Annotated in this window: 15 protein-coding genes; all 15 read left to right on the top strand. The window is 67.6% G+C overall.

The features are described 5' to 3' along the window. Positions 1–103: 103 nt before the first annotated feature. The 15 genes from malF to rplC all read left to right on the top strand — a co-directional run bounded on the left by malF (position 104) and on the right by rplC (position 13,116). Entirely contained in the window at positions 104–1,708 is a 1,605-nt protein-coding gene (gene malF / locus M4D53_RS13370; RefSeq protein ID WP_259954486.1) for a maltose ABC transporter permease MalF, read from the top strand. A gap of 1 nt (position 1,709) precedes the next feature. After that, positions 1,710–2,618 (top strand): sugar ABC transporter permease, encoded by a 909-nt coding sequence (locus M4D53_RS13365; protein WP_187662258.1) that lies wholly within the window; start codon positions 1,710–1,712, stop codon positions 2,616–2,618. Positions 2,619–2,666: 48 nt separating this feature from the next. Then, on the top strand, positions 2,667–2,993 hold the full coding sequence (locus tag M4D53_RS13360; protein WP_168429038.1) for a PadR family transcriptional regulator: 327 nt from the start codon (positions 2,667–2,669) through the stop codon (positions 2,991–2,993). 2 nt (positions 2,994–2,995) lie between these two features. Next, positions 2,996–3,634, top strand: a complete 639-nt coding sequence (locus M4D53_RS13355) for an HAAS signaling domain-containing protein (RefSeq protein WP_259954482.1) — start codon at positions 2,996–2,998, stop codon at positions 3,632–3,634. A gap of 64 nt (positions 3,635–3,698) precedes the next feature. Next, complete coding sequence (locus M4D53_RS13350) at positions 3,699–3,851, top strand: hypothetical protein (RefSeq protein WP_177173821.1); 153 nt, start codon at positions 3,699–3,701, stop codon at positions 3,849–3,851. A gap of 113 nt (positions 3,852–3,964) precedes the next feature. Then, positions 3,965–5,080, top strand: a complete 1,116-nt coding sequence (locus M4D53_RS13345; protein WP_187662255.1) for an acyltransferase family protein — start codon at positions 3,965–3,967, stop codon at positions 5,078–5,080. Then, positions 4,969–5,580 carry a DUF6121 family protein gene (locus M4D53_RS13340; RefSeq protein ID WP_522712276.1) on the top strand — a complete coding sequence of 204 codons (612 nt, stop codon included), beginning with the start codon at positions 4,969–4,971 and terminating at the stop codon, positions 5,578–5,580. The genes M4D53_RS13345 and M4D53_RS13340 overlap by 112 nt, the downstream gene beginning before the upstream one ends. 49 nt (positions 5,581–5,629) lie before the next feature. Continuing rightward, complete coding sequence (locus M4D53_RS13335) at positions 5,630–6,277, top strand: hypothetical protein (protein WP_062765222.1); 648 nt, start codon at positions 5,630–5,632, stop codon at positions 6,275–6,277. Between the two features lie 227 nt (positions 6,278–6,504). Then, positions 6,505–6,873 carry a 30S ribosomal protein S12 gene (gene rpsL / locus M4D53_RS13330; protein ID WP_018187369.1) on the top strand — a complete coding sequence of 123 codons (369 nt, stop codon included), beginning with the start codon at positions 6,505–6,507 and terminating at the stop codon, positions 6,871–6,873. 5 nt (positions 6,874–6,878) lie between these two features. Then, positions 6,879–7,349 carry a 30S ribosomal protein S7 gene (gene rpsG, locus M4D53_RS13325; RefSeq protein WP_017201608.1) on the top strand — a complete coding sequence of 157 codons (471 nt, stop codon included), beginning with the start codon at positions 6,879–6,881 and terminating at the stop codon, positions 7,347–7,349. Between the two features lie 96 nt (positions 7,350–7,445). Then, positions 7,446–9,560, top strand: coding sequence for an elongation factor G (gene fusA / locus M4D53_RS13320; RefSeq protein ID WP_025102411.1), 2,115 nt, complete (start codon positions 7,446–7,448; stop codon positions 9,558–9,560). A gap of 164 nt (positions 9,561–9,724) precedes the next feature. Continuing rightward, positions 9,725–10,918 carry an elongation factor Tu gene (gene tuf, locus M4D53_RS13315; protein WP_025102410.1) on the top strand — a complete coding sequence of 398 codons (1,194 nt, stop codon included), beginning with the start codon at positions 9,725–9,727 and terminating at the stop codon, positions 10,916–10,918. Between the two features lie 148 nt (positions 10,919–11,066). Then, the gene (locus tag M4D53_RS13310) at positions 11,067–11,279 is read left to right on the top strand and encodes a hypothetical protein (protein ID WP_259954476.1); all 213 of its coding nucleotides are present in this window, start codon (positions 11,067–11,069) and stop codon (positions 11,277–11,279) included. An 860-nt stretch (positions 11,280–12,139) separates the two neighbouring features. Further along, positions 12,140–12,448 (top strand): 30S ribosomal protein S10, encoded by a 309-nt coding sequence (rpsJ, locus tag M4D53_RS13305; RefSeq protein ID WP_017201594.1) that lies wholly within the window; start codon positions 12,140–12,142, stop codon positions 12,446–12,448. Between the two features lie 8 nt (positions 12,449–12,456). Further along, positions 12,457–13,116, top strand: a complete 660-nt coding sequence (rplC, locus tag M4D53_RS13300) for a 50S ribosomal protein L3 (RefSeq protein WP_025102408.1) — start codon at positions 12,457–12,459, stop codon at positions 13,114–13,116.

The following is a 13,116-nucleotide window of genomic DNA, read 5'->3' as shown; positions in this document are numbered from 1 at the left end:
CGCCGACGCCCCCCCCCCCGGCGGCGGCGCCGCCCCCCCCCCCCCCCCCCCCGGCGGGGGGGGCCCCCCCCCCCCCCCCGGCCAGGACCATGACGAGGACGACATGACAGACACCGAAGAGCGCACCGCGCCCCCCACGCCTCGGCAGCGCCAGGCGGCGAAGATCGCCGAGGCGGCCTCCCGACCGATCGGGTGGATGTTGCTCAAGATCCTGTTGCTGGCGATCGTGGACGCGATCGCCGTCTACGCCGTGTTCGTGCTGCTCGTGCAGCGGGAGTGGCTCGTGCTCGGCCTCGTCGTCGCGGTGACGGTCGTCGTCAACTACATCTACTTCTCCCGCAAGCGCATCGCGGCGAAGTACCTCACCCCCGGCATCATCTTCCTGGTCCTGTTCCAGGTCTTCACGCTCCTCTACACGGGCTACATCGGCTTCACGAACTACGGCACCGGCCACAACGGGAGCAAGGAGCAGGCGATCTCGTCGCTGCTCGCCTCCGCGCAGGAGCGCGTCCAGGACTCTCCGACGTATCCCGTCACCGTGGTGGAGCAGTTCGGAACCTACGGCCTCCTCGTCACGGATCCCGAGGACGGCGACGCCCTCCTCGGCACCGCGGAGCAGCCCCTCGCCGAGGTCGACGCGCAGTTCGAAGGCAGCAAGGCCGTCGCCGTCGACGGGTGGACCACGCTTCCGCTCGCCACCGTCTTCACGCTGTCGGAGGAGCTGGAGCAGCTCTCCGTCCCGTTCAGCGACGATCCCAATGAGGGCAGCCTCCGCGCCCCCGACGGGCAGAACGGCTACCTCTACGTCTCGACGCTGGCGTATGACGCCGATGCCGACACGATCACGGACACCGCGACCGGCACCGTCTACAGCGACACCGGCGACGGCGCGTTCACCGCCGAGGACGGCGAGCAGCTGCTGCCCGGCTGGCAGACCACGGTCGGCGTCGACAACTTCGTCCGCGCGGTGACCGACGAGTCCATCCGCGGCCCGCTCATCTCCGTCACCGTCTGGACCTTCGTCTTCGCGCTGGTGTCCGTCGCGACCACCTTCTTCCTCGGCCTGCTGCTCGCACTCGTCTTCAACAACACGCGGATGCGCTTCCGCAACGGCTACCGGATCATCCTCATCCTCCCGTACGCCTTCCCGGCGTTCCTCTCCGCGCTCGTCTGGGCCGGGATGATGAACGAGAGCTTCGGGTTCATCAACCAGGTGCTGTTCGGCGGCGCGGCCATCCCGTGGCTCACCGACCCGGTGCTGGCGAAGGTGTCCGTGCTGCTGGTGAACCTCTGGCTCGGCTTCCCGTACATGTTCCTCGTCTGCATGGGGGCGCTGCAGGGCATCCCGGAGGACGTCAACGAGGCGGCCGTGATGGACGGCGCGAACCCCTGGCAGGTCTTCCGCCGGATCAAGCTGCCGCTGCTGCTGGTGACCGTGGCGCCGCTGCTGATCTCGTCGTTCGCGTTCAACTTCAACAACTTCAACCTGATCTACATGCTGACCAAGGGCGGCCCCCGCTTCAGCGACGTGTCGATCCCCGTCGGCCACACCGACATCCTGATCTCGATGGTCTACAAGGTGGCGTTCACCGGACAGACCCGCGATTACGGCCTCGCCTCCGCCTTCACGATCCTGATCTTCGTCGTGGTCGCGACGATCTCGATCATCAGCTTCCGCAAGACCAAGGCCCTCGAGGAGCTGAACTGACATGAGCACCGTCCGCAGCACCGCCACCGCCCGCCGCACCGCCCCGCCGCGTCGCTCGTTCGGCGCCTGGTTCGCCGACACCGGATGGCGCCACCTCGTCGCCATCGTGGTGAGCGCCTTCGCCCTCTTCCCGCTCCTGTACGTCGTGTCGGCGTCGCTCAACCCGCAGGGCACGCTCACCGGGTCGAACCAGCTCTTCTCGGCCATCGGGATCGACAGCTACGTGCGTATCCTCAGCGACCCGCAGAACCCGTATGGAACCTGGTTCCTGAACACCCTGCTCATCGCGGTCGTGACCGGAGCGGTGACGGTCTTCATCGGAGCCTGTGCGGCATATGCGTTCTCCCGCATGCGCTTCGCCGGGCGCCGCGTGGGACTGGTCACCATCGTCGTGGTGCAGATGTTCCCGCAGCTGCTCGCGGTCGTCGCGATCTTCCTGCTGATGTCGACGCTGGGGGACTGGTTCCCGGCGATCGGCCTGAACACGCATACGGGGCTGATCCTGGTGTACCTCGGCGGCGCGCTGGGCGTGAACACCTACCTCATGTACGGGTTCTTCAACACGATCCCGAAGGAGATCGACGAGGCCGCCCGCATCGACGGCGCGGGGCACGCGCGGATCTTCTTCACGATCATCCTGCGCCTGGTCGCCCCGATCCTCGCGGTCGTCGGTCTGCTCTCCTTCATCGGCACGGTGAACGAGTACGTGATCGCCAGCGTCATGCTGGTCGACGTGGATCAGCAGACCCTCGTCGTCGGTCTGACCAAGCTGGTGGCGAACCCCCGCTACGCCGACTGGTCGGCCTTCTCCGCCGGTGCGGTCATGGCGGCGATACCGGTGATGGTGCTCTTCCTCTTCCTGCAGAAGTACATCGTGGGCGGTCTGACCGCGGGGGCGACCAAGGGCTGATCTCACACCGTTCGGTGCTAGCGTGCGTCACATGCTACCTTGTGAGGCATGACAGCTGACGTCGGGGCGCAGATGCGCAAAGGAGTGGTCGAGTACTGCGTGCTCGGCTTGCTCTCGCGTGAGCCCATGTACGGCTGGCAGCTGTCGGAGGCACTCACCGGAGCCGGGCTGATCGCCAGCATCGGCACGCTCTACCCGCTGCTCGGGCGCTTGCGGGACAACGGCTGGGTGACGACGTTCGACCGGCCGTCCGAGAGCGGTCCGGCGCGCAAGTACTACCGGCTCACGGATGCCGGTATCGATCAGCTCGCGCGCTTCCGGGCGCAGTGGGCGCCGTTCGCCCGTGCCGTCACGGGCATGGTGGGGGAAGGATGACCATGACCGAGAAGACCGCAGCCGAGCTGCGTGACGACTATCTGGCCCGGCTCGACGAGGCGATGCGCGGACTTCCGCACGGTGTCGCCTCCGACATCCGTGGCGGGATCGCGGAGGAGCTCGACGGACTCGACGCGGCAGCGACCGCGGAGCGGATCGACCGCCTGGGAGATCCGAGGGGGATCGCCCGCGAGGCGGAGGACGAGGTGCCGACGGCACCGCCCCTCGTGCTCCCCGCGCCCTCGGCTCCGCGCACGCCGACGACCGCGACGCGGGGTTTCGCGATCGCGGCCGCGCTCACCCTGAGCTTCGGCGGAATCGTGGTGCCGGTCATCGGCTGGTTCGTGGGCGCGGTGCTCGTGAGCCTCAGTCCGCTGTGGCGCACGTGGGAGAAGGCCGTCGCGATCCTGGTGCCCTTCGTTGCCACCGGGCTGTCCTTCCTGATCGCCTCGACGATGACCGGATTCTCCACCGGATCGGCGTCCGGCAGCTCGAGCGACGGCGACGTGATGTCGGAGGTGGTGAACCCGCTCGTCCCCGCTTTCGGCGAATGGCACCTCCTCCTCCTGCTGGGCGGACTGTTGGTACCGATCTCGGGACTCTGGCTGCTGTGGCGGATGCGCGGCCGCGGCACCCGCTGAGCGACACCACCTCGACGCGGCGTTGCTCCGCACCCGCGCGGGAGCTGGGGCCTACGGTGGGACCATGGCGCGAGTGGGGGGACGAAACCTCGGGATGAGCTGGTTCGCCGGCATCGTGTGTGCAGGGATCGTCGCCGGACTCGTCTGGCTCTCGCTGCCGATGGTGCCGATCCTCGCGCAGTTCGCCGGGGACGCCCTCCGCAACACCTTCCCGTGAATCGCGCAGACCCGCGGAAGCACGCGTATGGCGACACGTCGGCACGCCTAAGGAAGCGTCGGGAGCCGCGGCGGTAATCTCGCACTGCACATCCCCGATGAGAGGCGCACCCCATGAGTGATCCCGAGGCTCGTCAGCCCGAGAAGTCGAACGACGTCGACGACGTCGTCGGCAGCGCGAACGCCGGTCTCGACGCCGCGGCGGCGGCCCGCGGAGATGTCCCCGGCCACGCCGACGACGCACGTGCGGATGACTCCCGCGCCGCAGACACCACCGCGGCCTCCTCCGAGCCTGCGGCCGACCAGGCCGCGACGCGTCAGGAGCCCGCCGTCGACCCCGATCTCGCCGCGTTCGAGGCCGCCGAGCGGGACCACCCCGGTACTTTCAGCTCCGCCGCCCCGGCGCCCTCGCGCACCGACGGCGACCGCTTCGACGCCGATGGCCGTGAGGCGGGACTTCGCGACGCCGACCGCCGCGATGCCACCCCGGAGACCTCGCTGTACGCGACGCCGGAGACCTCGCTGTACTCCACGCCGAGCACTCCCGCGCACGAGGAGTCGGCCATGGCCGGCGCAGCCTACGCGTCGCACGCCGACGACACCGACACCAGGATCGTGCCGTCCGAGCCGCTCACGAACGGCGCGGCCGCCGCACCGCAGCAGCCGCAGCCGATCTTCGTGCAGGCACCGGAGCCGCCGCGCGAGCGCGGCAACCGGGGCACCGCCGGCGCGATCGGCCTGCTCGCCACCGTCGCCTTCGCGCTGCTCTACCTCGCCACCACGCTCGGCCTCGGCGCCCTCGCCGGCGACGTGAACGGGGAGAACATCGGCGAGGCGCTCGTCGCCCCGCTGCTCACCTGGGGGTTCTGGACCCCGGTGGTCGTGTTCTTCCTCGGCTTCTGGCTCCTCGGAGCCATCATCAACCGCGGCCGCTGGGGCCTGTGGGTGGTGTTCGGCATCGTTGTCGGGCTCATCGCCTACGCCGGGCACATCCTGGGTCAGCTCTTCGAGGCGCCCTTCTGGAAGCTCACCGCATCGCAGGGTCTCGAAGTCGCGGGGGAGCAGCTGTTGGCCCCGCTCGCCATCGCGGCCTTCGTCTTCGCCCGCGAGCTCACCATCTGGTTCGGCGCCTGGGTAGCCCGCAGCGGTGCCCGCAAGACCGAGCTGAACGAGGAGGCGCAGCGGGAGTACGAGCGCACCCTCGAGGCCGGTCCCACCCTGTCGAGGTAATCACGAACACCACCACACCGAACCCCCGCGGGCCCGAGTCCGCGGGGGTTTCGGCTGTCCTCGCGGCGGTGATGGCCACCATCGCCTTCTTCGCCCTCGCCGTCTTCGGACTCGGTGCGCTGAGCGTCGCCACCGACCGGGACATCATCGGCGTTCCGGGTCTTGGCCAGGTGCCCGGAGTGTCGGGCATGGTCGCGGCCGTGGTGGTCTTCGCGCTCGTCCTCTGGGCGACGGTGCGACGAGGGCATGCCTCCTTCGGCTCTGCTCCGGTGATCGCCCTGCTCACGGCGCTGGTGCACCTGATCACCGTCTGGATCGCCGTGCTCGTCGCGACGAGCGATGTGGTCGTGGCCACGGCCGTCGCCGGCGACCTCGTCCGCGGTGGCGCGAGCATCGTGCTCCTCGCCGCGGCGGCGGTGGCGGCGTGGGGCGGCATCGCCCTCCGCCGGACGAGGTCGGCGCAGCCGCGATGGCCGTGGGAGCGCGACGAGGAGGAGTGACACCCCGCAAATCCGCACGGTGAGCGGCGACGCGCCGTACGCTGGTGGGGTGGAGCGCTCATTGGAGACGCAGGTCGACCAGGCCGTCGAGGCCTGGTTGCGCTGGGTGCCGCGCTGGGAGCCGGCGACGCACCGCGGCCGCACCGCGCCGTGCCGGCGCTGCCTCGGCTCGCCCATCCTCGCCGCCGCAGGCATCGCGGGCACCACGCCGCATGGCGTCCAGCACGGCCTGTCGACGCGCATCAAGACGATCGTCGACCACGCGGTCGCGGAGTACACCGCGCGCAACCTGCCGACCCTGCAGCGTGAACTCGATCAGCAGGCCGCGCGCAACCGGGCTCGCAGCTACCGGCCGACGGAGGACCTCGATCCCGAGTTCGAGGGCATGCCGCTGGATCCGGAGCCGGTGCCGGGCGCCCCCTTCCTCTTCACGATCGCCGGTCTCGCCGACGATTCGGCCGCCGAGTTGCCGCCCCTGCCCCCGCTGTCGGACGAGGCGAAGACCGCTCTGCGACAGGAAGTCGCCTTGGCGGACGAATACGCGAACCTCGTCGGGCGCGAGATCTGCGGGATCCTGCTCCGACACCGGATCACGATCCAGGCGGCGGTGTCGCGGCACGTCGAGCCGCAGATCGAAGCGCTCCTGGCCGAGCTCACGGAGTCGCTGGACTCGCCGTTCGACCCCGACATCCCCTGACTTCAGGCGGCGCCGCGGAGCGCGACCGTCATTTGACCGTCAGGTTACGCGGCATTACACTTGATCAGGTGTGTGCACGTCCTGACGTGCGCGCTGGGCGTCGGCACCTCGCCGGTCCGCCCCCACGGCATACCCACCACACCAAAAGCTCGTCGGTTCCGGCGTGCCGGTGGGTCATGATGTGAAACCCATCACGCTGTCACCGTGCAGCACTATGAGGAGAGAACGTGCCAACCATTCAGCAGTTGGTTCGCAAGGGTCGCTCGCCCAAGGTCACGAAGACCAAGGCACCCGCGCTCAAGGCGAACCCGCAGCAGGCCGGGGTCTGCACCCGCGTCTACACCACCACCCCGAAGAAGCCGAACTCGGCGATGCGCAAGGTCGCTCGTGTGAAGCTCCGCAACGGGACCGAGGTCACCGCGTACATCCCCGGTGAGGGCCACAACCTGCAGGAGCACTCCCTGGTGCTCGTCCGCGGCGGTCGTGTGAAGGACCTCCCCGGTGTGCGTTACAAGATCGTCCGTGGTGCCCTGGACACCCAGGCCGTCAAGAACCGTAAGCAGGCTCGTTCCCGCTACGGCGCGAAGAAGGGTTGAGTTAGATGCCTCGTAAGGGTCCCGCCCCCAAGCGCCCCGTCGTCAACGACCCGGTCTACGGCGCACCGATCGTCACCTCGCTGGTGAACAAGATCCTCGTCGACGGCAAGAAGTCGCTGGCCGAGTCGATCGTCTACGGCGCCCTCCGCGGCGTCGAGGCGAAGAACGGCCAGGACGCCGTCGCCACCCTGAAGAAGGCGCTCGACAACGTGCGCCCCACGCTCGAGGTCCGCAGCCGCCGTGTCGGTGGCTCGACCTACCAGGTTCCGGTCGAGGTCAAGCCGCACCGTGCGAACACCCTCGCGCTGCGCTGGCTCGTGAGCTACGCCAAGGGTCGTCGTGAGAAGACGATGACCGAGCGTCTCCAGAACGAGATCCTGGACGCGTCGAACGGCCTGGGTGCCGCGGTCAAGCGCCGTGAGGACACCCACAAGATGGCCGAGTCGAACCGCGCGTTCGCTCACTACCGCTGGTAACCCCTTCGACGGGCTCAGGGACCCTTCCGCGTTCCTGGGCCCGTCGCACCCCCTCTTCGCAGTACACCTGCTGCTCCAATAGATAAGGACACTCCTGTGGCACAAGACGTGCTCACGGACCTGAGCAAGGTCCGCAACATCGGCATCATGGCGCACATCGATGCCGGCAAGACCACGACGACCGAGCGCATCCTGTTCTACACGGGCGTCAACCACAAGCTCGGCGAGACGCACGACGGCGCGTCGACCACCGACTGGATGGAGCAGGAGAAGGAGCGCGGCATCACGATCACGTCTGCCGCCGTGACCTGCTTCTGGAACAAGAACCAGATCAACATCATCGACACCCCCGGTCACGTGGACTTCACGGTCGAGGTGGAGCGCTCGCTCCGCGTCCTCGACGGCGCGGTCGCCGTGTTCGACGGCAAGGAGGGCGTCGAGCCCCAGTCCGAGACCGTGTGGCGTCAGGCCGACAAGTACAACGTCCCCCGCATCTGCTTCGTCAACAAGATGGACAAGCTCGGCGCGGACTTCTACTTCACGGTCGACACGATCATCAACCGCCTCGGCGCGAAGCCGCTGGTGCTGCAGCTCCCGATCGGTGCCGAGAACGACTTCGTCGGCGTCATCGACCTCGTCGAGATGCGTGCTCTGGTCTGGCCCGGCGACGCCAAGGGTGACGTGACCATGGGCGCCTCCTACGAGGTGCAGGAGATCCCGGCCGACCTCAAGGACAAGGCCGAGGACTACCGCCAGCAGCTGCTGGAGACGGTCGCCGAGACCGACGAGGAGCTTCTCGAGAAGTTCTTCGGCGGCGAGGAGCTCACCGTCGCGGAGATCAAGGGCGCCATCCGCAAGATGGTCGTCGCCAGCGAGATCTACCCGGTCCTCTGCGGCTCCGCCTTCAAGAACCGCGGTGTGCAGCCGATGCTGGACGCCGTCGTCGACTACCTCCCGTCCCCGCTGGACGTGCCCGCCATCGAGGCGCACGACCCGAAGGACGAGGAGAAGATCATCGAGCGTCACCCCGACGCGAAGGACCCGTTCGCGGCCCTGGCCTTCAAGGTCGCCGTGCACCCGTTCTTCGGTCGTCTGACGTACGTGCGCGTCTACTCGGGCGAGCTCGAGTCGGGTGCCCAGGTCATCAACTCGACCAAGGGCAAGAAGGAGCGCATCGGGAAGATCTTCCAGATGCACGCCAACAAGGAGAACCCGGTCGACAAGCTGACCGCCGGCAACATCTACGCCGTCATCGGCCTGAAGGACACCACCACCGGTGACACCCTCGCCGACATCGCGCAGCCGGTCGTCCTCGAGTCGATGACGTTCCCGGAGCCGGTGATCGAGGTCGCCATCGAGCCGAAGACCAAGGCCGACCAGGAGAAGCTGGGTCTCGCGATCCAGAAGCTCGCTGAGGAGGACCCGACCTTCCGCACGGAGCTCAACCCCGAGACCGGTCAGACGACCATCAAGGGTATGGGCGAGCTGCACCTCGACATCCTCGTGGACCGCATGAAGCGCGAGTTCCGCGTCGAGGCGAACGTCGGCAAGCCGCAGGTCGCGTACCGCGAGACGATCCGCAAGGCCGTCGAGAAGCACGACTACACGCACAAGAAGCAGACCGGTGGATCGGGCCAGTTCGCCAAGATCCAGTTCAACATCGAGCCGCTCGAGCTCGACGGCGAGAAGACGTACGAGTTCGTGAACGCGGTCACCGGTGGCCGTATCCCGCGCGAGTACATCGGCTCGATCGACGCCGGTTTCCAGGACGCCATGAACGTCGGTGTCCTCGCGGGCTACCCGATGGTGGGCGTCAAGGCGACCATCGTCGACGGTGCGGCGCACGACGTCGACTCCTCGGAGATGGCGTTCAAGATCGCGGGCTCCATGGGCTTCAAGGAGGCCGCTCGCCGTGCCAACCCCGTGCTGCTCGAGCCGCTGATGGCCGTCGAGGTCCGTACTCCGGAGGAGTACATGGGCGACGTCATCGGCGACCTGAACTCGCGTCGTGGCCAGATCCAGTCGATGGAGGACGCCGCCGGCGTCAAGGTCGTGCGCGCCGCGGTGCCGCTGTCCGAGATGTTCGGCTACATCGGCGACCTGCGCTCGAAGACCTCGGGCCGTGCCGTCTACTCCATGGAGTTCGACAGCTACGCCGAGGTCCCGCGCGCGGTGGCCGACGAGATCGTCCAGAAGGCCAAGGGCGAGTAATTCTTCTGGGAGCCCTGGGTCGCTGAGCCTGTCGACGCACCCGGGGTTCCCAGGTCACCTACAACTTCACATTCCCTCTCTACTAAACTGAGAACCTAACCCGTAGAGAACCGGTCGCAAACCAGTGCCCGGCACCTCTACAACGACGTCCTGAGGAGGACCCAGTGGCTAAGGCCAAGTTCGAGCGGACCAAGCCGCACGTCAACATCGGAACGATCGGTCACGTCGACCACGGCAAGACCACGCTCTCCGCAGCGATCTCGAAGGTGCTTGCCGACAAGTACCCGTCCGACACGAACGTGCAGCGCGACTTCGCTTCCATCGACTCGGCGCCGGAAGAGCGCCAGCGCGGTATCACGATCAACATCTCGCACATCGAGTACGAGACCCCGAAGCGCCACTACGCACACGTCGACGCCCCCGGCCACGCCGACTACGTCAAGAACATGATCACGGGTGCGGCGCAGATGGACGGCGCGATCCTCGTCGTCGCGGCCACCGACGGCCCGATGGCGCAGACGCGCGAGCACGTTCTGCTCGCCAAGCAGGTCGGCGTCCCCTACCTGCTCGTCGCGCTGAACAAGTCCGACGCGGTCGACGACGAGGAGATCCTGGAGCTCGTCGAGCTCGAGGTCCGCGAGCTGCTCTCGAGCCAGGGCTTCGACGGCGACAACGCTCCCGTCGTCCGTGTCTCCGCTCTCAAGGCCCTCGAGGGCGACGAGAAGTGGGTCGACGCGATCCTCGAGCTCATGCAGGCTGTCGACGACAGCGTTCCGGACCCGGAGCGTGACCGCGACAAGCCGTTCCTCATGCCCGTCGAGGACGTCTTCACGATCACCGGTCGTGGCACCGTCGTCACGGGTCGCGCCGAGCGTGGCACCCTGGCCATCAACTCCGAGGTCGAGATCGTGGGTCTGCGCCCGACGCAGAAGACGACCGTCACCGGTATCGAGATGTTCCACAAGCAGCTCGACGAGGCATGGGCCGGCGAGAACTGTGGTCTGCTCCTCCGCGGCACCAAGCGCGAGGACGTGGAGCGCGGTCAGGTCATCGTGAAGCCGGGTTCGGTCACGCCGCACACCAACTTCGAGGGCACGGCCTACATCCTGTCCAAGGACGAGGGTGGCCGCCACAACCCCTTCTACACGAACTACCGTCCGCAGTTCTACTTCCGCACCACGGACGTCACCGGCGTCATCTCGCTGCCCGAGGGCACCGAGATGGTCATGCCCGGCGACACCACCGACATGACGGTCGAGCTGATCCAGCCGATCGCCATGGAGGAGGGCCTCGGCTTCGCCATCCGTGAGGGTGGTCGTACGGTCGGCGCCGGTACGGTGACGAAGATCATCAAGTAAGCATCCGCTTCCTCGCAGAGGGGTCGAGCCTTCGGGCTCGGCCCCTCTGTCGTTTTCCGCATCGAGGGTTCCGTCGCTCGGCTCTGCCCTGCACAATGAGGTGGTCCGGCGGGATCGCCGGACGCACACACCTCCGAAGGGGATTCACATGGGTATCGAGGACGCCGTCAACAAGGGCAAGGGCCTGTACGAGCAGAACAAGGACAAGCTCGCCGAAGCGGTCAAGAGCGAGCAGGCCGAGGACATCAGCGACAAGGTCCTCGACGGCGTCGCCGACTTCGCGAAGAAGATCGCACCCGGCGCCGCCGACAAGATCGACGAGATCCGCGAGAGCGCTGACAAGAGCATCGGCAACGAGTAGAGCCGGACGTCTCCGCGAAGAGCGGCGGTCCCCGCACCCGGGACCGCCGCTCTTCCGCGTCGGGGAGAAGCGCGGCGCCCTCGGATGTGGCGGATTCTCCGAGGGATCGAGTAGGATCGTCTCGACCGCCTGGGGATCTTGCGGTCGGGGCGCCGAAGGGGTTCGGCTTCCGAATCACGCGGGTCTTCCGCGTTCACACTGGGGAAAGCGATCTTGGGGATCATCGTGCGACGCGCGCACTCCGTGCGCCTGAGCGTCTCCCCGCCTGCGCGGCGGGTCTTCCGCCGTGCCCTCGGTCGAGGCGTCCGGCGTCCCTTCACGCCGGATTCCTCGCGTTCGGTGTGCCCCCTCGCACCGGACGCCCTCCCCAAGCGGGGCGAGGCATGGGGATGCCTCGCCCCGCGCTCCTCTGCGCGCTGAGGCCCCGCGGCGACGAGGTTCGCTGGGAGTCCGGTGAGCGCGACACGCCCGGGTTTGCAGAAGTGAAATCCGCCGTGGCAGAATAGACAGGTTCGATATTCCGTCGCCGCTGTGCGTGCGCCGGATCACTGCCAGGGCAGTGCATAGACGGCGCCTCCTCCGGGAGGCTGCAGGGTTCTAGGCCGCGGGTAGCAGAACACAATCCGACACCTTCATCATCGAGGGCACTGCCGTGCGCGGCGGGGGTCGGACATCCGTTCACCTTCGGGTGGGCGGCTGACAGCAGAACAGTGGTGCAGCCTCTTCGACAGGCTCCCGGGCCGCGAGGTCGAGGAGTCCGAGAAGACGAGTGCCGAGGCGCGAACAGCGCCGACGTGCGTCCAATGCCCCAGGGCCACCCGGTCCAGGACGGTAAGACGCTGAAAGAGAGAGAGCAGACAATGGCGGGACAGAAGATCCGCATTCGCCTGAAGTCGTATGACCACGAGGTCATCGACACGTCCGCACGCAAGATCGTCGACACCGTGACCCGTGCGGGCGCGACCGTCGTCGGCCCCGTGCCCCTTCCGACCGAGAAGAACGTCGTGTGCGTCATCCGGTCGCCCCACAAGTACAAGGACAGCCGCGAGCACTTCGAGATGCGCACCCACAAGCGTCTGATCGACATCGTCGACCCGACGCCCAAGGCCGTCGACTCGCTGATGCGTCTCGACCTGCCGGCTGACGTCAACATCGAGATCAAGCTCTGAGGTCCGCCATGGTTGACATCAACTCCAAGGTTTCCAAGGGCATGCTCGGCACCAAGCTCGGCATGACCCAGGTCTGGAACGAGAACGGCAAGCTCGTTCCCGTCACCGTCATCGAGCTCGCCCCGAACGTGGTCACCCAGATCCGTACCCCCGAGAAGGACGGCTACAACGCCGTGCAGATCGCGTACGGCCAGATCGACCCCCGCAAGGTGAACAAGCCCCTTTCGGCTCACTTCGAGGCTGCCGGCGTCACGCCGCGTCGCCACGTGACCGAGGTCCGCACGGCCGACGCCGCCGACTACACCCTGGGCCAGGAGCTCACGGTGGACGGCACGTTCGAGGCCGGCCAGCTCGTCGACGTCGTCGGCACGAGCAAGGGCAAGGGCACCGCCGGTGTCATGAAGCGCCACAACTTCAAGGGCGTCTCGGCATCGCACGGTGCACACCGCAACCACCGCAAGCCCGGCTCCATCGGCGCATCGTCGACCCCGAGCCGCGTCTTCAAGGGCATGCGCATGGCCGGCCGTATGGGTGGCGAGCGCGTGACCGTCCTCAACCTCACGGTGCACGCCATCGACATCGAGAAGGGACTCATGCTCGTCAAGGGCGCCGTCCCCGGTGCTCGCGGCCGCATCGTCTACGTCCGCAACGCAGTGAAGGGTGCCTGA

It is taken from the genome of Microbacterium meiriae (genome assembly GCF_025143875.1).
Taxonomy (GTDB): domain Bacteria; phylum Actinomycetota; class Actinomycetes; order Actinomycetales; family Microbacteriaceae; genus Microbacterium; species Microbacterium meiriae.
This window is presented reverse-complemented; position numbering and strand designations above follow the sequence as displayed.